The sequence below is a fragment of the Rugosibacter aromaticivorans genome (assembly GCF_000934545.1).
In the GTDB taxonomy this organism is placed as follows: domain Bacteria; phylum Pseudomonadota; class Gammaproteobacteria; order Burkholderiales; family Rhodocyclaceae; genus Rugosibacter; species Rugosibacter aromaticivorans.
Map to the genome: position 1 here is coordinate 987,360 of NZ_CP010554.1, position 19,155 is coordinate 1,006,514.

15 protein-coding genes are annotated in these 19,155 nt (G+C 54.1%); 13 read left to right on the plus strand and 2 right to left on the minus strand.

The genetic code is table 11. From position 1 onward, the window contains the following. Positions 1-3 precede the first annotated feature (3 nt). Together PG1C_RS05010 and PG1C_RS05015 are read left to right on the plus strand one after the other, a co-directional pair. Positions 4-726: a hypothetical protein gene (locus tag PG1C_RS05010; RefSeq protein ID WP_202636302.1), complete on the plus strand. Its 723-nt coding sequence runs from the start codon at positions 4-6 to the stop codon at positions 724-726. A gap of 42 nt (positions 727-768) precedes the next feature. Continuing rightward, the gene (locus PG1C_RS05015; protein ID WP_202636303.1) at positions 769-2,604 is read left to right on the plus strand and encodes a DUF262 domain-containing protein; all 1,836 of its coding nucleotides are present in this window, start codon (positions 769-771) and stop codon (positions 2,602-2,604) included. A 334-nt stretch (positions 2,605-2,938) separates the two neighbouring features. Here the strand turns inward: PG1C_RS05015 and PG1C_RS05020 are convergent, their stop codons facing one another. Continuing rightward, positions 2,939-3,913 carry a ParM/StbA family protein gene (locus PG1C_RS05020; protein WP_202636304.1) on the minus strand — a complete coding sequence of 325 codons (975 nt, stop codon included), beginning with the start codon at positions 3,911-3,913 and terminating at the stop codon, positions 2,939-2,941. Positions 3,914-4,411: 498 nt separating this feature from the next. Between PG1C_RS05020 and mobI the strand changes: the two genes are divergently transcribed. The 10 genes from mobI (at position 4,412) to PG1C_RS05070 (ending at position 17,143) form a co-directional block, all read left to right on the plus strand. Continuing rightward, positions 4,412-4,897, plus strand: coding sequence for a conjugative transfer protein MobI(A/C) (mobI, locus tag PG1C_RS05025; RefSeq protein ID WP_202636305.1), 486 nt, complete (start codon positions 4,412-4,414; stop codon positions 4,895-4,897). After that, positions 4,894-5,184 carry a hypothetical protein gene (locus tag PG1C_RS05030; RefSeq protein ID WP_202636306.1) on the plus strand — a complete coding sequence of 97 codons (291 nt, stop codon included), beginning with the start codon at positions 4,894-4,896 and terminating at the stop codon, positions 5,182-5,184. Before mobI ends, PG1C_RS05030 begins: the two co-directional genes overlap by 4 nt. Before the next feature lie 45 nt (positions 5,185-5,229). Next, complete coding sequence (locus PG1C_RS05035) at positions 5,230-5,775, plus strand: thermonuclease family protein (protein WP_202636307.1); 546 nt, start codon at positions 5,230-5,232, stop codon at positions 5,773-5,775. Between the two features lie 15 nt (positions 5,776-5,790). Further along, on the plus strand, positions 5,791-6,309 hold the full coding sequence (locus PG1C_RS05040; RefSeq protein WP_202636308.1) for a hypothetical protein: 519 nt from the start codon (positions 5,791-5,793) through the stop codon (positions 6,307-6,309). A gap of 31 nt (positions 6,310-6,340) precedes the next feature. Then, complete coding sequence (locus PG1C_RS05045) at positions 6,341-6,628, plus strand: hypothetical protein (protein WP_202636309.1); 288 nt, start codon at positions 6,341-6,343, stop codon at positions 6,626-6,628. A gap of 193 nt (positions 6,629-6,821) precedes the next feature. Beyond that, positions 6,822-9,356 (plus strand): PD-(D/E)XK nuclease family protein, encoded by a 2,535-nt coding sequence (locus tag PG1C_RS05050; protein ID WP_202636310.1) that lies wholly within the window; start codon positions 6,822-6,824, stop codon positions 9,354-9,356. A gap of 2 nt (positions 9,357-9,358) precedes the next feature. After that, positions 9,359-12,535 (plus strand): UvrD-helicase domain-containing protein, encoded by a 3,177-nt coding sequence (locus PG1C_RS05055; RefSeq protein WP_202636311.1) that lies wholly within the window; start codon positions 9,359-9,361, stop codon positions 12,533-12,535. 29 nt (positions 12,536-12,564) lie between these two features. Beyond that, complete coding sequence (locus PG1C_RS05060) at positions 12,565-13,458, plus strand: 5'-nucleotidase (protein ID WP_237218295.1); 894 nt, start codon at positions 12,565-12,567, stop codon at positions 13,456-13,458. Between the two features lie 98 nt (positions 13,459-13,556). Then, entirely contained in the window at positions 13,557-14,837 is a 1,281-nt protein-coding gene (locus PG1C_RS05065) for a DUF6035 family protein (RefSeq protein WP_202636313.1), read from the plus strand. A 200-nt stretch (positions 14,838-15,037) separates the two neighbouring features. Beyond that, positions 15,038-17,143 (plus strand): AAA family ATPase, encoded by a 2,106-nt coding sequence (locus tag PG1C_RS05070; RefSeq protein ID WP_202636314.1) that lies wholly within the window; start codon positions 15,038-15,040, stop codon positions 17,141-17,143. 245 nt (positions 17,144-17,388) lie between these two features. Here PG1C_RS05070 and PG1C_RS05075 read toward each other — a convergent pair whose 3' ends face one another. After that, positions 17,389-17,931, minus strand: coding sequence for a hydrolase (locus tag PG1C_RS05075; RefSeq protein WP_202636315.1), 543 nt, complete (start codon positions 17,929-17,931; stop codon positions 17,389-17,391). A gap of 119 nt (positions 17,932-18,050) precedes the next feature. Between PG1C_RS05075 and PG1C_RS05080 the strand changes: the two genes are divergently transcribed. Beyond that, complete coding sequence (locus PG1C_RS05080) at positions 18,051-19,055, plus strand: helix-turn-helix transcriptional regulator (RefSeq protein WP_237218296.1); 1,005 nt, start codon at positions 18,051-18,053, stop codon at positions 19,053-19,055. Positions 19,056-19,155 lie beyond the last annotated feature (100 nt).

Consider the following 19,155-nt stretch of genomic DNA (forward strand, 5'->3'; position numbering starts at 1 on the left):
TGGATGAATTCAACCGCCCCTCAAATTGGCTTCGACCGCTTCATTCAGCTTGAATGGGCTGTTGCAGCACTGAAAGTTCGTGCCGGGACTGCCAGTCTCGATGACCTGAATGAACTGCTTGATGCTGTTGGCCTTGGTGTGGCGGCCAGAAAGAAGACGCGCACTGTATTGAATCGACTCTGGCTTGAGCCACGCACAGAGCTTGTCGAGTTCGCCAATCGTGGTGCTGAAATCTTTAAGACGAATCCTGACGTGGCTGTGTCGGCATTGAATTGGGGCATGAGCATCTCGACCTATCCCTTCTTTGGAAAAGTGGCCGAGCTGGTGGGCCGCTTATCCGCGTTGCAGGGCGACTGTACTTCGGCAGAAGTACATCGTCGGATGAGTGAGATCTACGGCGAACGCGAAGGCACTTATCGCATGACCAACATGGTTCTGCAGTCACAGGCCAGTTGGGGTGCCATAGAGCGGGTGGATAAAGGCAAGCGGCTGATTCGTCGCGCACCAACGGCGTTGGACAACGAACTGGCTGTCGCGTGGCTGGTTGAGGCTGCGCTTAGGTATACGGGAAAGTCCGTGTCCGTCCCGAGCCTGCAATCGATGGCGGTGATTTATCCGTTCGTTCTCAATCAACCGCTGGCTTACGTCGTGTCAAACAGTCCGAAACTGGAGCTTCGGTCGGAAGGGTCGAGCAACCAGTTTGTCGCTCTGCGCGAGACTATTTGAGGACAGCTGCATCGCATCAATAAATCGGAAGGGTATTGAAGCATGGCACGTATTGAAAACCACAAATACAGCATCGAGGAAGCCTTCAGGGAGTGCTTCTATATCGTGCCCGACTACCAGCGCGAGTACGTCTGGACGGATAAAGAGGTGCATCAACTGTTGGAAGACATTAATGAACAGATTGATGCGGGCTCGACACGGGAATACTTCATCGGCACGGTACTGGTGTCTCCGTCGGAACAGAAGAACCACTACGAGGTGATTGACGGACAACAGCGCCTGACGACTTTTTTCCTACTACTGTGTGCGCTCAAGCACATATTCAACGGAGAACCTCAGAGACAGGCGATCAGTGGCCTGATCTCGACCAGCTACACAGATGGCGACGGTGAGACACGAACCAGCCTGAAGCTGGAGCCTCGCTATGAAAACGCCGGGGAAGTGATGTCCAAGCTAGTAGAACTGGACGCTGATCCTCAGGCCGTCCGGGCTGGTATTCAGTCGTCCGGCATTGCCAGCTTTGGATCGCTGGAAAACCTGGTCAACGCCTACGGAACGCTCTACCGATATCTGAAGGACAATTACGACGACGCACCAAAGCTGAAGAGGTATTGGGGTTACCTCGCAAACAACGTCGTGTTCATTCAAATCTCGACCGACGTAAGCAGCGCACTGAAGATATTCGAGACGATCAACGAGCGTGGTGTCGGCTTGAACCCGATGGATCTGCTGAAGAATCTGCTGTTCACGCAGGTTAAGCAAAACCAGTTCACTCAGCTCAAGGACGAGTGGAAGAAGATCACCAAACCTCTGGAAAAGGAAAAGGAAAAACCTCTCCGATTTTTGCGTTACTTCTTGATGGCCAACTACATCATTAAGAATGAACGCAGCGATTCAGTGGTGCGCGAAGACGAGATCTACGACTGGTTCGTCGACAAAGACAACGCGGCCCTTTGCGACTACGCGAACAAGCCGTTCGAGTTTGTGAGGAAAGTTATCCGTAATGTCGAGCACTACCTCGCCTTCGGCAATGGCCAGGGTAACGATGGCAAGCCGAGCCTCGCGATGGATAGCCTCAAGCGGCTGGCAGGTGGAGCATTCAGCTTGCACTATGTGTTGCTGCTGGCAGCAGCGAGTTTTCCTAAGGCGCTGTTCGACCACTTCGTGACCCAACTGGAAAGCTTCCTCTTCTACTACATCTTCACCAAGACACCGACCAAGGATCTTGAGCGAAATTTCTCTGTCTGGGCTGACGAACTAAGAATCATCGCGGAGATCGCCGATCCGGTAAAGCAACGTGTGACCCTCAATGCTTTTGTCGTCGACCGATTCGAGAAAAACATGGCTGGCAAGGCGCAGGAGCTGTCAGACGCCCTCAAACGGTTCTCTCTCTATACGATGCAGCAATATCGGACGCGATACTTGCTGGCTCGGCTCACACAGTATGTCGATATGGCGTTCAGTGGGCTCAAGTCACCAGGCAGTCTTGAGCCTTACACATCGCTCGAAATCGAGCACATCCTGCCGGACACGCCCACTCAAGAGTTGCGCGCTACATGGTCTGCTGAAAACTCGGGCGCGGGGTACGACGACTACAAGAACAAGCTTGGCAACCTGACTCTCTTGGAGAAGCCAATCAACATTGTCGCGGGTAACGACTACTATTCTGCTAAACAATCCGAGTATCGGAAGAGCAACAATTACCTGACTCGCAGTCTGGTCGAGTTGACAGAGGTCGGCCTGAACACATCCATTAGCAGGATTAACGGCAAGTTGGCAGCCTTCGATACTTGGAGCGCCAAGAGCATTGATCAGCGCCACGCTTTGCTGATGGTGCTGGCACAGGATGTTTGGAAGACGAGACCGCTCGACGTCTGAGTCGTCCGCTTCAGTGGCGTGAGGAGATCTTCTGCCCAAGGCTCAACGCTTTCTTTTCTCTATTGTGATCGTCATGCATCACAGGTTTTGTGTCAGTTTTCGAATGAGACTGCTGGCCGGGACTTTTGAGTCGGTCGGTTTTTCGTTTATGGTGTGTAATGGATGAAACTGCGGCTGACTTCTCAGTCCGGTTTGACGCAAGTCTCTCAGTCCAATCATTGCCAGCAATCTAAGCCGCTCTGCACGTTCTCGCGGAGAGACTTGGTTGAGATCGGCAATCAACTCCGGGTAAGTGCCAGTCGGGATCTTTACAACGATCCTGATTGAAGACATTTCATACCCCCATTCGCCAAAATCCTCGCGCATTTGCAAAAACCGGCGTATCTGGCGTCGAAACTTTGAGCAGGGGGAATGCCTCCTTGACAGCCAACTCGAAGAAACCAGCGCCGCCGCCCACCAGCAGCACCATGTCAGCACTTGCGTTTTCCTTTCGCAGCGATTCTCTCAACCGCGTACTGACGATAGGGCCGACCTTGTCGGCAGCCTTCTTCAGGTAAGGCGCCACGTCGACGCGCTCGCCAAAGAGTCGTACCTGATCATGCCCATTGCGAAGAGTATGTTCGAGACGCTCTCTGCCAACGTTGCCCCCGAAGTCCTCAGCGATCAGACGAACGGCTTCATCGAGAATTACCGAAGAAGCCTCTAAGCTGGTACCACAGGACTGGCGACGTAGCTCCCCATTGCTTATCAGTACCCAGTCGACCGAGAAGAACCCAGGGTCAACAACCAAAACGCGGCTGTCTTCAATTTCCGTCGCGTCCTGAAGGCTCCAGACGTGATCAACGAATCCGCCCACAGGTTGCGGGACAACTTTGACCTTGCTCACGGTGATCTTTCTCCGCGGAGTGATTTGGTGTTCGCCCTGCATCTGCGCGGCCAGCCTTTCCCGTAACTCGGGATTGAGGTACTGATTTACTGGGAGGCCGGTTACGACGAGATCAATCTGATCGAGTTCGGACAGCAGCAAGCCAGCGTGGAAGAGGGCGCGGTAGGAGTTCGTGGACGGGTAATCCTCATGAAGCTCCCGGCTCCAAAGCTCGGCTCGATCCGGGGATAGACCTGCCACAAACGGCTCCCCGTTTACCAGCACGCGCAGAAAGTCTTCCTCGCCATTGCCGCCGATTTTTTCGCCCAGCCTGTCTGCCGGCGCTGCGCCCGCCGGGCGCAACAATACTTTGGGTTCGGCGCCTTGCGGCCCATAGGCCAGCTTGAGGTTGGAATAGCCAATATCGATTCCGAGAACATTCATTTCAGGTTGTCTCCAGTTGCACTGCTCGACCATCGCGTCCGGGATTGGGCCGCGAGCTCTGGCAGGCATGCAGCAGAAAACCTGCAAGAACACAACGTTAATTTGCAGCCCTTTTTAACGTTGAGTGCACCGCCAGAGCACCCGATGCTATGGGGAGGCCGGATGGCGTGGCGTTTGAAATGTGACCAAAAAGGACGCATTTCGGCCGCACGGTGAGGTTGGCCGAATTTACGATTTACCCCATGAATCCTTATTGCAGAGGGCATCAATAGACGTCTGACCTATGGATGAAACATTTCGCCCCTGCCGTGGCGAGAAGCGGTGAAACCTTTCAGATTTGGACGTTGCGCCAGTTCTTCCCTAGTGTCGTCGTGTGTTCGTTGCCGCTCTCGGTGGGGAAGAGCCCGGCTCGTCGTTGGGCCCAGTCGGTTGGAGAGTTGCTCAGAAGGATTCGGTAGATGGCGAATCCTGATCTTTAAGAGGTGGTACGAACTACGTATGGAACATTGGATTATGGAAGTCAGATCGCTGCTTCAGGGGCAGCTGAAAGAGGTATTCGAGAATGCCAAGGATCTCGGAAACCGCTACCTGCAGGAAGTTATGGATGCGAACAAGAGCAAGGACTGGAATCAGAAGAACACGCTCCAGTTCAGAGTTCGACAGCGCGGCAATGCAATCGCCCTTGAATGGTATGCCGTCAGTTGGTATGGCAAAAAAGACAAGGATCGCAAACTCCGTCGGAAGTACATCCAGAAGCGAAACAAGAGCCGGCGGCGGGATGCGCAGATTTTTTCCTACAGCATGAGTGATCTTCATCGACACACTTCGGGCTGGGATGACGATCTGGTGACGGAGGTAGAGACCGAGGCTAGTCAGTATCGCCGTCAGGCTCATTACATTTCTGACATGCTTGTTACTCTAGGCCGATTGGAACGGTTTGCGACCGGCATCACGGAGCCGACTACAGCCGAGGAGGCCCAATGAACAAAGCGCCTCGCTATTTGCTGACCGATCAGTTCGACCTCGGAATGCTTTCTTCGCTGACCGCAGATATCACGCTGACTGAAATTTCCTTGGCTGATGTTTGCCAACTTATCGAGCAGGCAGAGTGCGACAAGAAACTCGGTCTTCATGGCGGGTGGGCAGACGCAGTCAAGAACAAGACGGTAGTCAGTCTTCAACCCGACGGTCCCATTCTCATCGTTGCTCGACCTGTTCAAACAGATGAGGGGGTTCTCATGAAATGGGTGCAAGTCGAAGTTGTAGATTGATTTTCAGGCTCGCCTGGTGAGCTACTGGTCAGCTAAACTGTCGGCATGCAAAATAGATCGAATCGCTCGTTGATCACTGTCGGCCGTTGGCTCGTCGTTATGGTCGTTGCGGCACTACTCCCGCTAGGTGCCTCTGCGGCTACGGGTAGCGTCACTGGCAAGGTGATTCATATCGTTGATGGCGATACCTTCGACGTACTTGATGATGCCCATGTGACGCATCGGATTCGTGTTTCCTGCATGGACACACCCGAGAAGGGCCAGGCTTTCTACCGTCGCGCCAAGGATTCCTTGGCAGACCTGATCTCGGGACAGATGGTCATGGTCGAGTATTACAAGGACGATCGGTACCGCCGCCATATTGGCGAGGTCAATGGTCTCGATCTCTGCCTGAAAATGATTGAATCTGGCATGGCTTGGCACAATCGGCCCTATGAGCGGGAGCTGAAGCCGGGTAGAGCAGATGAACTTGCCGCAGCAGAGATATCGGCCAAGGCCAACCGGGCTGGGTTATGGGCCGACCCCGATCCGTTGGCACCTTGGCTATTGCGCAGGCAGCAGCGTGAAGGCAAACATCAGAGCCGCCCCTAGAAGAGACCTTAATTCATGGACATTCGTTACCCCAAAGCGCGCCTTTCCCCTTCCAAACCTGAACTCGTAGTGATCGAGTTTTCCAGGGGGGATGTGGAAGCGGGCTATATCGATACTGCGCTGGCCAGGCTACAGATATTGGTCGATGACAAGGTATCTGCTGAGCAGTGGGAGGGGTGCGTGACCTTTTTCTTCTCAGGGTGGGACGATGACATCCGCGAGACTGCGCAGATTCCAGAAATCCGCGATTGGTTCGCCAAGTTGTCTTCAGCGTTCCCCTACTGGTTCCATGTCTGCGAGAAGGAAGGCGATACCGTCTTCCACGTGTTCCGGCTGCTTTGTCCCGGACACGTTGAATGTGTGAAGGAAGGCATCGTCGGCTGGCAATTCGATGATCTGAGAAACGTGACGGTCATGATGCGCATCCTCTTCAACCATCAAAATGCCCTTTACGAGCGGCTCGAGCTTTCGGAGGAGATGAATGAACGTGTATCCGAAGAAATTGCTCAGCTATTGGAGTGCAGCTTGACTTGATTTGCCCGCCAGCCAACAGGAGATCCCCATCGTGAGTATTGCTGACGCCATTCGCACCAGGAAGTTGCTTCAGTTCTCGTATGACGGCCACCCCAGAACCGTCGAACCCCATACATACGGTATTGACGGGAAGGGGCACCAGGCACTGCGGGCATATCAGGTGCGTGGCGGGAGTGAATCCGGCGAATATGTTGGCTGGAAGCTGTTCCATGTTGCCGAGATGAGAGGGACTGCAATCCTGAATCAGGGATTTACCGGTCCTAGAAATGGCTACAAGAAGGGGGACAAGGCGTTCGCCAGAATCATGGCAGAGCTCTGATAGCTGCCGAATTCTCAGGCAATTACTGGTTGAGTGGCTCATCTGGTGAGCTTTTTGTCCTGTAGGCTGTTCAGTACAGAAACAAAATAACAGGGAAATACCCATGAAAATCCGTCTTGGGCTCCACCTCGATGGCCAGCGTGGCTGGCATCCAGCAAACCGACTTGGCTATGCGACCGTTGGCCCACTTGGTTTGCTGGGTATCCTGGAAACGCAGCTTGGTCTCCACAGTGATGGGGTGAGTCAGTCCGAGCGGATTGTTCACTATCGTGATTGCCTGAAGCGCTGCGACTCGTCGGACCGGTTTTATCACCGGACATTTGAAACGGACGAACTGGGTACCGCTGCGACCCTGCTTGCCTGGCGTGACCAATGGATTATCCATGGTTGGTCTGGGGCTCTTGAACACGCAACAAGCCAGCGTCTTCGCGACCTTGCCGATGTCGAGAAATTTGCGCGAGAGGCTGTCCCCCCAGGTTTAGGGGAACGACTTGGCTTCGTCTTGGTATCCATGGATCACCGGAAACTCGCGATCGATGAAATCGAGCTGGTTGATCCCGTCGAATGGTTTCCAAAGCGCTGGCGAGACATTCTGTCGCGCTTACCGCTGAACACGGTGTCTTACAAGGCCGGGCTGGCGATTGGAACTGGTTTTCTTGGTGAGGTCCAGGAAGCCTTACTCAAGGCTGAAAATGGCAATGCAGTATCAAAGCTTACCTGGAAGGATGACGGATCGCTGAAGGTAGTTCAGGCAGAAACTCGTTTTCTGGCTGGCAGGTGGTTAGCTCAGTCGGTCATTGGGTCTGATGGAGAAGGTCTTATCGTCTCTAGTTCTGACGGGGCTGTGCTGGATAGCATCCTTGTGGCAGCCGACGGTGCTCGGCAGGGTTTTCGCGATGCCAGCGCATTCCGGCCGACCCTGCAGGTATTGCCACTTGCACTGGAGATCTTATGGGAGCCGCTGAACTTCTATGGTCTCCTTCAATTCCTTACCCATCCAATCTGTCCGGTCCCTGGCTATGCCCGTCGAAAATTGGCTGGGAAGTTGGCCGAAAAGCCGGGTATTGGGGGAACGAGCTGGGAAGATGCTCTGGGTGCCGTCGACGAACACTATCAGGATCGCGCCGATGAAGTCAGGGCGACGATCAAGTTCTGGATTGAACATCCGCGGCACTCTCAGGAGATGGGTGCCCCGGTCAAGGTTGTCCTCGACCGCGTTGCCCGTCTGACCGAGTACTTCCGATCGCGCCTCGCAGATACGGACCGGACTGCACGAATTGCCTTTAACGCGGGATTCGCGCAATGCACAGTTTGCAGGGATGCTCTGGACGCACTTATAAGACAGGGCGTCGAGACGATTAAGCCGCGACAGCTTCAAAAGCTCGTTGCTCAGGCCACGGCGCGTGGTAGCGAAAACCCAGTGCTGGAACCGGAAGTTGGGGCGCTGATGGGGGTTTCCGATCCGGCAGCCGTCTGTGAGTCGTTTGATCGTGTGCTCTGGTGGCAATTGGGGTTGCCCTCGTTGCCATCGGGCTATCCGTGGTCATCGGCTGAACTGAAGGAACTGGCGATGGTCGGTGTCGAGTTGCCGGCGATATCCGATGTTCTGGACAGGACAGCCAAGGCCTGGCTGAAACCTATCCTTGCTGCACGCAAGGAATTGATTCTTGTGTTACCGCCCAAGGGTGAGGAAGTTCATCCTGTCTGGCTGATGATCGAGGCGTTCATCGAGAAAATCCCGGTAGCTGGGCTCGAATCCTTGCTTGCCCGGGATTCGCACGATATTCCGCCTGTTGCACATGTGCCATTACCGCTTCGCCGCCGCTGGTGGGCGTTGCCTGAAGGGCTTGTCGTCAAGCCATTACCGCAGGACTCATTTTCAAGCCTGGAAGTCTTGCTGTTCAATCCTTATCAGTGGTTGCTCAAGTACCCGGCGGCGCTCAGGCCATCCCGCATCCTGTCAGTCAGCACCGATTTTCGGTTGTTCGGCAACCTCGCTCACGCTCTGGTTGAACGTTTCTTTCACCAGGAAAAGCCACTGGCCTTGGCCGAGAGCGCGCTGATGGCCTGGTTTGACGCCACCTTTGACCAACTTATCGTCGAAGAGGGCGCCGTTCTGTTGATGCCGGGGCGCCGTTCCGATTTGGAGGGGTTTCGGATCAAGTTGCGGGAATCGATACGGCAGCTTCGCAAACAGTTGATTGATGCCGGGATCGTCGAGGTGCTGCCTGAGCATGAGCTTTCCGGTCACTATGTGGGCGGAAGAATCCACGGTTATGCCGATCTTGCCTTGAGAAACGGGGCGGGAGTGCGCGCGATCGTGGATATGAAGTGGTCGGGTGCCAAGAAATACCCGGCCAAGCTCAAGGAAAACCGCCACCTGCAACTTGCGATCTATGGCGAAATGCTGCGCCAAAGCGAAGGTGCTTGGCCCTCTGTGGCCTATTACATTCTCGACGTCGGGCAACTCTTTGCAACTGACACGGCTTTCTTTCCGTCGGCCCAAATGGTCCATCGCACCACGGATGAAGGCACGCCCCATCTCTGGCAGCGATTTGCCGAAACATGGAAGTGGCGCCAGCAGCAGATTGTGGCCGGAAAATTTGAGGTTGTCCTTGAAGGCGTACCGGAGGACGAAGACTCGGTGGTACCGGAGGACGGTTTGCAGATAGAAATCCTGCCTCCCGAATACAACGATTATCTGGCGCTTGCCGGATGGGAGGAGTGATCATGACCGGAAAACTCACTTTCATCAGCGCGGGCGCCGGCAGCGGCAAAACCCATCGCTTGACCCAAATACTCCACGAGCAGCTTTCATCGGGTAGCGTTCGACCGTCAGGTGTGGTTGCAACGACATTCACGAAGAAGGCTGCAACCGAGCTTCGAGAACGTGTCCGCTCTCATCTACTCAAGCAAGGAGCCTACGGGCTGGCCAATGCAATGGGCCAAGCACGGATCGGCACGGTCAACAGTGTCTGTGGGGGCTTGTTGGAACGGTTTGCATTCGAAGCCGGGCTGGCCACAGAGCAGCAGGTGCTGGAGGAGAATCAAGCAGCAGTGCTCGTCAAACAGGCAATCGACGCGGTTCTCGACGGCCCTGGTGTGTCAGATCTGCTTAAAGTCGTTCAGCGTTTGGGTATTGAGGACTGGCAGAAGGAACTCAAGAGCCTGCTCGACAAAGCGCGGGCAAACGATATCGATCCGGGCGTACTTCTCGATTTTGCCAGGGAGAACGCCGAGGATTTGCTGATCCATTTTCCAAAGCCGACTACGGAAGATCTGTCGGCTACGCTTCTCAAGGAGATACGATCAGCCATACCCATACTGGCTGAAGCCGCTGAGGCGAAGAAGGTTCAGAAGACCATCAAGTATCTGACATTGGTACGGTCAATTGAACGCGGTATCCAGGGAGGGTATGCCCCTTGGAGTGATTGGGTGAAGCTCTCCAAAGAACAGCCAGAAGCGGGTCTCAAGTCGATTGCGGAGTCGATCGGTTCAGTGGCGCAGCGATTTTCCGCCCATCCGATGCTTCATGCCGACATTTCAGAGTACCTCGAACGAATGTTCTCGCTCTGCGCGGAAGCCTTGAGGATTTACGATGCGCGCAAGCGGGAAATGGGCGTTCTGGATTTCACCGATCAGGAGCATTTGTTGCTCAAAGTCCTTGACGACGCATCGGTTGAGGCCACGCTCAAAGACGAACTCGATCTTTTGCTGGTGGATGAATTTCAAGACACGAGTCCAATCCAACTGGCACTGTTTCTGAAGCTCGCGAATTGTGCCAAGGCCATCTACTGGGTGGGTGACATCAAGCAGGCCATCTACGGCTTCCGAGGAAGTGACACGGAGCTGATGGAGGCCATTTTGCAGGCGCTCGGCGGAATGGGGGGCTCCAAAGAGATACTTGGTTCCTCTTGGCGCTCGCGGGAGCCTCTGGTTCAGATCGTCAATGAAGTATTCAAGGATGCATTTGCTGGTTCTCTCAAGCCGGAAGAAGTCGAACTCAAGCCAGAGCGAAAGGAGGCGTTGCCGGATCCTGCCTTTGCAAACTGGATATTGGGGGGCAAGAATAAGGGGCAGGAGGTCTCGGCGCTCGCAACCGGGATCAAGAAACTGGTGGAATCCGGCCATAAGGTGTTCGACAAGGAAGCCAAGATCACCAGGCCCGCATCCTTTGGGGATGTCGCTGTACTATGCCGCGCCAACGATGGGGTCAAGGATACTGCTGCCGGTTTGCGTGCCTTTGGAATTCCAACAGCGACCAGCCAACCTGGGCTGCTGGCGACACCAGAAGCGGTGTTTTCCCTCGCGTGCCTTCGGCGTCTCAATGATCCGTCCGACTCGATTTCGACAGCCGAAATCGTTTCATTGGCAGATTGCCAGGAACCCGAAACGTGGGTGGTGAATCGCCTGCAACATCTCGAAGCCGGTGGTGATCCAGACAGGTGGATGGAGGATGGCGCTTCGACCCATCCGCTGATCGTGAAACTGGCTGGCATGCGAAGCAGCTTGCCACTGCTGGCGCCCCGCGAAGCACTTCAGGCCGTCATTACCGAGTGCGAGATTCCGGACCGCGCACTGCGCTGGAGTCAGAATTCCTCGGTCGCACGAATTCGCCTTGCTAACTTGGAAGCCATTCTGGAAATGGCGGACAAGTACGAAGATATTTGCCGAAGCGCCCAGCATGCGGCCTCAATTTCCGGTTTGATTCTCTGGTTCAACGAGCAAGCAGGGGCAGAACAGGACAACCTGGCAGAACCGGCCATTGATGCGGTCAAGGTGATGACGCATCACGGGGCGAAGGGGCTTGAGTGGCCTGTGGTGGTTTTGCTTGACCTCCATGCCGACGTAAAGGATAACGTCTGGTCGATTACGGCGGCTTCGCGCTCAGGCATTCAAGTGACCGATCCGCTAAGAGATCGTTTCATCCGCTACTGGCCGTGGCCGTTTGGCGCCCAGAAAACAGTTCCCCTGGCCGATGAGATCGCCCTGTCCGATGTCGGCAAAGCATTTCGCGCGTCGGCAATTGAGGAATCGAAGCGTCTTCTCTATGTGAGCATGACAAGAGCACGCGATCTCCTTGTGCTGGCAAGATCACAACGGAAGTTGTCGGGTGAATGGCTGGATACGCTCGGTGCGCCGTGGCTACTTCCTGCGGATGAGCAATCCAATCTGGTCTTGCCCTCGGGCAATACGATTGACGCCATCCGCTGGGGGCTAGACCCGGTCGAGATTGAGGGGGTACTCGGAAGCGGGGCCGAGGTTATCCATTGGTACCAAACGTCCGAACAGCGCACCAACCGCTTGCCGCTCGTGCTCAATCCCTCAACCGCGTTGCCGCCAGAATGCCTGGTGGCTGAGCAAGTCCGGGTCGGCGAACGCATCGGAGTGGCCAGCGGAACTGACATGGGATCTCTCGGGAGTGCCATCCATGCCTGCATCGCGGCGAGCCTCACAGATCGAGCCGCTCCTCTGTCCCTGGAGGATGTGGACTTACTGCTGAGAGGCTTTGGCGTCGAGGGAAGTGTTTCCGCAAAGGCGATCCTCAGCCAGGTTCAGGCGTTGCACGACTGGATATCTGCACGCTGGGGGAATGCGGCGGCTTTTGCCGAAATTCCGGTTGAGGCCGTGACGGATGCTTCACAGATCATTCAGGGACGGATCGATCTTCTCCTCGAACTTGCAGGTGGTTGGATATTGATTGATCACAAGTCAAATCCCAGAGGGGCCGAGCAATGGGAAAGCATCGCCAAGGATTATGCCGGTCAGCTGGCTACCTATAAAGGCGCTGTTGAACGCGCTACCGGGAAGCCTGTTCTGGAGAGCTGGCTCTTCTTTCCTGTGGCAGCAGGGGCGGTGCACGTCACGCTTCTCGAAAGCGCTCCCGCGAGCGAGGGTGCAACGTGAGCATGGCATCGTCAAGCCCTGGGGAAAGGATGCTGGCTGAGGTCAAACTCGTTGTTGCGATCTCGTCGCGCGCCTTGTTCGACCTTGATGAAAGCCACCAGGTCTTCGAGGCAAAAGGTGAGGAGGAATATTCCCGGTACCAGATATCCCTGGAAAGTGTTCCACTCATACCAGGTGTGGCATTTTCGATGGTCAGGAAACTCCTGGCGCTCAATACGGACCCAAGTCGTCCTAGAGTTGAAGTTGTCCTAGTCTCACGGAACAGCGCCGATACGGGTCTTCGCGTATTCAATTCGATCCGCCATCACGGACTGGATATCTCTCGAGCTGCATTTACACGGGGGGAGCCGCCCTATCGATACATTGTTTCCTTCGGAGCCCATCTGTTCCTGTCTGCAAATCCGGAGGATGTCCGGGGAGCACTGGATGCGGGAATCGCCGCGGCGACAATCCTGCCTTCGGGAAGTGAAGAATTTCGCTCGGGCCAATTGAGAATTGCCTTCGATGGCGATGCCGTGATCTTTTCAGACGAGGCTGAACGAATCTACGTTGAAGGCGGTCTTGATGCGTTCAACCAGAACGAGACGGAGTCCAGTGAAAAGCCTCTCCCTGGCGGACCGTTCAAGCCTTTTCTTTCAGCACTGCACGACATTCAATCGGATTTCCCGGTGAAGAGTTCCCCGATTCGAACTGCGCTAATCACTGCGCGGGGGGCGCCGGCGCACGAACGTGTCATCAAGACACTCAGGAGCTGGGGCATACGCATTGATGAGGCACTGTTCCTTGGAGGAAAAGAAAAGGGAGCTTTCCTCAAGAGTTTCGGCGCCGACATCTTTTTCGATGACCAGATCCGGCATTGTGATTCCGCGGCCGAATATGTGGCGACTGGACATGTTCCCTACGGCGTCAAGAACGCAGTTTGACATCGGCGGTGATGATGAACCTTCTGTCCGAGCACAACAGCCCTGAAAAGTCCTCCGTGCTTCCGCGAATGAGCGGCTTCGATCCAACGGCACATGTCTTGGTCACGAAGCAAAATGCAGTCGCCTTGGTGACTCGTGTCGCGGACCACAAGACGTTAGATGTCGCGGCTTGGTTGCCGACCCTCACCATGGGCGAGTTGCATGCCCTTCGGCCTGCGATCAGGCAGGCAGGGGTAAGACGAGAGCACCCATTTGTTTGTGCCGCGTGTGGCGAACCGGTGATTCTGAAGGCACTCGCGGGACATGGCCACTATTTTTCTCACGTTGAGAAACATGTTGCAGAACTGGCTGGTTGCCCGTTCAGAGAGGGGCGTTCCCCGTCCTTGGAAGAGCTTGACCGAATGCGATATCACGGTCAGCGTGAGGGTGAGCGACATCGAAGAACGAAGGAGTTGATCGCTCGTACTCTTCGGGCCGACGACCGGTTTGCCGAGCCGTTGGTCGAGAGTACCTGGCGCAGTTACCTCGAAGGCTGGCGGCGTCCTGATGTGAGAAGCGAATGGGCCGGCCTGCCGGTGGTTTTTGAGGCTCAAGTATCGAATACCTACCCGCAGGTCGTCGCCGAACGGACCGCTTTCTACCAGCAAGAGCAGATGCTGCTGGTCTGGATATTTGACCGTATGCCGGGAAAGGCGTGGAGGACTATGCACGCTGATACCTTCTGCGCCAACCAGCAACACCTTTTTGTGGTCGACGAGGAAAGTGCAGCGGAATCGGAGCGACGTGGGACCGCATTGTTGTGGACATACACACTATGCCCTAGTGTTCGGCCGGAACGATGTGAAAGCACTGGAAGGATATTGCTGGCCCCATTCCAGGAGGAACGGTTCGAATTGGTGGCGTTTCATGACCTAAGCCTTGATGTGGGGAGACAAACCGCTTGCCTTTTTGAGTTGTCGCGTGAGGAGCATCGTAGTCGCCACAAGATTTTGTGTGCGATAGCCCAGGCAGAGTGCCAGTTAGATCCGGTGAGGAGGGATATTCAGGATATTCTCAAGACGGATCACCCCATCTCGAATGAGCGTCTGTCGGCGTGGGCTGCATTGGTTTGTGCGATTGAGAGTGCCCGCTTTGCCTGTGCTGTTGGAACGGCGCACGCCAATGCGGCTGGGCCACTGAATCTAGTCTATGACCATTATCCGACGGTTGTGGGGCTTCTTGTCTATGGCCTTCAACGTCTAGGGCTCGATACCGAATCGATTAGGCGCAAGGCTTGGGGTGAAAGGACGCGTGAGATTCTGCATGGACGGTATAGAGGCGCAGAACTTCCAAGCCAGCATGCCGGTTCAGAGCGTATGCTGAGTTGGCTCTATGATTAGGATGCATCATTGCTTGTGCGTTTGTTTGCAGAATCCGTCTGCCATTACCTAAATCCAAGTGAAACCAAATGCAGCGTTACGGATCGGCGCCGTGCCATTTGTCATTCTGCTGCTCTCCGCGTAAGCTCCTGATTAATTCCTCGGGCATTTTTCGGTGCCAGCACACAGTCGTACTCAAGCGAAACATTAGGAGAAACCAGATGAAAGTGGAGTTGCGCAGATGTAACAACATCGAAGCTGGTGTCGTTGAAATAGTGGAACAAACGCTAAATCTGAAGTACGCCATAAACGGTAGTGGCAAAACCACCATCGCAAGAGCCGTACTGGCCTCCATTAATGAGAGGCTAGGCACCGACAAGAACGCGCTTGCAGCACTAACTCCATTCAAGTACCGAAAAGACGGGGCGCCAAAACCAGAAGTTATCGGGATTGATTCCGTTCAGTCCATCAAAGTCTTTGACGAGAAGTACCTCAGCGACGTCACATTTCAATCAGACGAATTGCTAAAAGGCAGCTTCGACATTTTTATAAGGGGTGAAGCCTACGAACAGGGCATGAAGGAAATAGACGCCCAAGTTGCAAGCATGCAAAAGGCTCTGAGCGAAGACAAGGACATTGGCGACCTGATATCCGATTTCAACGAAATCAGCGGAAGTTTTGGAAAGGAGACAAAGAGTGGTATTCACGGTGCCAGCGGTCTTGCAAAAGCATTCAAAGACGGCAACAAGGTACAGAACATTCCCGCCGGACTTGAACCATACAAGTCCTATATTCAGCATTCTGAGAATTACAAGTGGGTGGGGTGGCAATTAAGCGGCCGCGACTTCGTAGACATCGACTCTGGATGCCCTTATTGCACGAGCGACATACAAGGGAAGCGCGAGACCATAAAGCGTGTCGGCGAAGTTTACCAAGCGAAGGTGATCGAGAACCTTAACAAGATCGTCTCTGCATTCAGTCGTCTCAATAAGTACTTCTCTGATGACACGAAGGCCAAGATTGCGGAATTCGTGAGGTGTGTTGGCGGCTACACGGATGACCAAGCGGAATTCCTCAGGGAGGTGAAGGGACAGATCGACCGCTTGAGCGCAAAATTCGTGAAGGCGCAGCGTCTAGGCTTCTCGTCTCTGAAGGAAGTGGACAAGGTGATCGACGGCCTGAATGACCACAAGATCGATCTCTCTCTTTTCCTACACCTGCAATCCGAAAACACAAAACAGAAGGTGGAAATCGTCAACACAGCCATCGAGAAGTTGCTGGAACAGGCTGGCCAACTGCAAGGCATGATCAAAAAGCAAAAGCTGCTGATCGAAAATCTAGTGAAGGAAAACAGCGCAGGCATCAATGCGTTCTTGCAGAACGCCGGCTACGTGTACCGAGTGTCACTGTTGGACGACGGCACCGGCCAGCACAGACTAAAGCTGATCCACAGTGACGCTGACGGAGAAATCACAAACGCGAAGACACATCTAAGTTACGGGGAACGGAACGCCTTCGCGCTCGTCTTGTTCATGTATGACGTGTTGAAGGCAAACCCGGACCTTGTCGTTCTGGATGATCCAATATCTTCGTTTGACAAGAACAAGAAGTATGCGATTGTAGAAATGCTATTCCGGAAGGGTAGCGGTTCGTTGCGCGACAAGACAGTCTTACTCTTAACCCACGACCTTGAGCCTATTGTGGATCTACTGGTTCACCATTCGGATCGGTTCAAAAAGCCGTTTGCCACGTTTCTTCAGAACAGCAACGGAGTGCTCACCGAACAGGAAATCGGTCGGGCCGACATAAGAACGTTTATCGAAATAGCCGACGAGAACACCGCTGCCGGGAGCCATGTCCTGAATAGGCTCATCTATCTGCGGCGGCGTCTTGAAGTGGCAGGAAACAAAGGTCTTGCCTTTCAGGTGATCTCGAATGTCTTGCACAAGCGCCAAGTTCCAGAAATGAACTATGGTGGAAGCATTCGACCGATGGAACCAGACGAACTTCGAGATGGTACGAACGAGATCCTGGCTGAGATCCCGGAGTTCGATTACGACAAGGCATTAGGGCTCGTGACCGACGACAAAGCAATGATAGATCTATACGACAAGACCACGAGCAACTATGAAAAGCTTCACTTGTACAGAATGATCTTCGACGACAAGAATGATCTGATAGGTTCGGATGTAATCCAGAAGTTCATCAATGAGGCGTTCCATATCGAGAATGACTACATCTATCAGCTCAACCCGAGAGAGTTTCAAACGGTACCGCACTTCGTGATAGAGCAATGTGATCACTATGTGATTGCGCTGTCTAACTAGCCCGACGTCGGGTTACCCAATACAGGGCGGTCAATGGAACCCACCAAGTCGGCGGCTGGAGTGGCCAACAAGCCGAAGATCAAGGCACGTCGGCGAGCGAACGCTCGACCTCACATAGCTGGCCTTCATGATGCCGAAAGCCGAATGTGCCTTGTGGGTTGTGGGCCGGTTGTTGCCGGTGGAATGGCGCTTCTGCATGGTGATTTTGACATCATATTTGTGCGGCGGGTATAGCGGCATACTGCCTAGCGGTTTTCGCATCTCATCATGATCCGCTGAAACTCTCCGAGAAACCGTGCCTTGGCTTCTACAGGGCCGACTGGCTTGATCTTCTCGGGAAGTGGCGATACCCCATCAAGATAGTCCCAAGACTCGACAGAATAGGGCATGAGGTCTCGTTTTTCCGTGGCAAGCGCCACAAGATCAGCTTTCTTGATGGCAACGTAGTCGGAGAAGTCGACCCCGAACGCCGCTGCAATAATTTCCGTGACCTGGTCCTCGATCCTGGCGAATTCGGGGAGTAGAACCTTCAATGGTTTCACCATGTCACCTAGGTAAGCCTCGGCGGAGTCATGGAGAAGGGCAGCCAGTTGCATCGGTGGCGGCACAATGGATGCGACGATCAGGCTATGCTGGGCCACAGAGTAAAAGTCGCAAGTCTGCCCATTGAACCGGCACTGGTATGCGAGCCCATGAGCGATGTCTTCGATTGCAATCTGATCAATTCGTGGTTCCAACGGATAGAACCGATTGCCAAGAAATGTTGAAACGTAGGTGGTTGTTACCATTTTGCAGATGTATTTCCTTCGCATTTGAATCTAACTATCATGCAACTATTCAAGCTCACCTGGTGAGCTTGACGGCGGGTACATTCGAGAAATTATCAACTCGAAGTTGGCCCAGGGTAATGAACACACTTGCTCTTGAATGGGTGAAATTGGACCGTACAGAACGCTTTTACAAGATCGATCAGCTCCTCAATGATCGTATGCTGGTGCCTATCCAGGTTTTCCTGGATGAACTCGGTGTGTCCTTGGCTACATTCAAGCGCGATCTTGAGTACATGCGCGATCGCTTGAATGCGCCCATCGAATGGGACAGGGACGCTGGTGGATATCGCTTTGTACAGCCGGATCCCAATTCGCCCGCCTATTCATTGCCGGGACTCTGGTTCAATGCGGGCGAAGTTCACGCGCTGCTGACGATGCAGCAGTTGCTATCGAACCTTGAACCCGGTCTTCTCGCCGGCCACATTCAGCCCCTTCAGACTCGGCTGAAGGCTTTGTTGGGCAGTGCTGATCACTCTGCTGAGGAGGTCGAAAAACGTTTCCGAATCGTTCATGCGGCAAAACGGCATGTCGCTACACAGTTCTTTGAGGTCGTAGCGACGGCGACATTGCGCCGGTTGCGACTGAAGATTCGCCACTTCGGCCGGCAAACCGGGGAGGATTCTGAACGAATTGTCTCCCCGCAACAGCTCGTGTTTTACCGCGATAACTGGTATGTCGATACCTGGTGCCATTTGAGAAACGGTATTCGCAGTTTCTCTATCGATGCAATCCGCTATGCGGAGCTCGTTGATGAAAAGGCGAAGGACGTTCCGAAGTCACAACTCAAGGAAGTCTTAGAGAGTGGGTATGGGATATTTTCAGGATCGAAGGTCTCATGGGCGAAGTTGAGATTTACGCCCGAACGTGCCCGATGGGTCTCCGCGGAACGCTGGCATCCAGATCAGAAATCAAGCTTCGACAAAGACGGCTTCTACCTCCTGGAGATTCCCTACAGTGATGATCGCGAGTTAATCATGGACGTATTGAAATATGGCTCCTCGGTGGAGGTTGTGGCGCCAGCCGTCCTTAAGGAAAAAGTGATTCAGGAAGTTAGGATGACCCTTGCAGGGTACAAAACATAAGTTGTTCTGTTTGGGCCAGCCAAACTAATGGAGTAAGAACCGCAACGAATAAAGGAGGTGGACTAGGCCTTTGAACACTCCAAACAATGCTACGCATCCC

Coding starts and splice junctions, on each gene's coding strand:
- PG1C_RS05010 (WP_202636302.1), top strand. CDS start 4: ATGAATTCAACCGCCCCTCAAATTGGCTTCGACCGCTTCATTCAGCTT.
- PG1C_RS05015 (WP_202636303.1), top strand. CDS start 769: ATGGCACGTATTGAAAACCACAAATACAGCATCGAGGAAGCCTTCAGG.
- PG1C_RS05020 (WP_202636304.1), bottom strand. CDS start 3,913: ATGAATGTTCTCGGAATCGATATTGGCTATTCCAACCTCAAGCTGGCC.
- mobI (WP_202636305.1), top strand. CDS start 4,412: ATGGAACATTGGATTATGGAAGTCAGATCGCTGCTTCAGGGGCAGCTG.
- PG1C_RS05030 (WP_202636306.1), top strand. CDS start 4,894: ATGAACAAAGCGCCTCGCTATTTGCTGACCGATCAGTTCGACCTCGGA.
- PG1C_RS05035 (WP_202636307.1), top strand. CDS start 5,230: ATGCAAAATAGATCGAATCGCTCGTTGATCACTGTCGGCCGTTGGCTC.
- PG1C_RS05040 (WP_202636308.1), top strand. CDS start 5,791: ATGGACATTCGTTACCCCAAAGCGCGCCTTTCCCCTTCCAAACCTGAA.
- PG1C_RS05055 (WP_202636311.1), top strand. CDS start 9,359: ATGACCGGAAAACTCACTTTCATCAGCGCGGGCGCCGGCAGCGGCAAA.
- PG1C_RS05060 (WP_237218295.1), top strand. CDS start 12,565: ATGCTGGCTGAGGTCAAACTCGTTGTTGCGATCTCGTCGCGCGCCTTG.
- PG1C_RS05070 (WP_202636314.1), top strand. CDS start 15,038: ATGAAAGTGGAGTTGCGCAGATGTAACAACATCGAAGCTGGTGTCGTT.
- PG1C_RS05075 (WP_202636315.1), bottom strand. CDS start 17,931: ATGGTAACAACCACCTACGTTTCAACATTTCTTGGCAATCGGTTCTAT.
- PG1C_RS05080 (WP_237218296.1), top strand. CDS start 18,051: ATGAACACACTTGCTCTTGAATGGGTGAAATTGGACCGTACAGAACGC.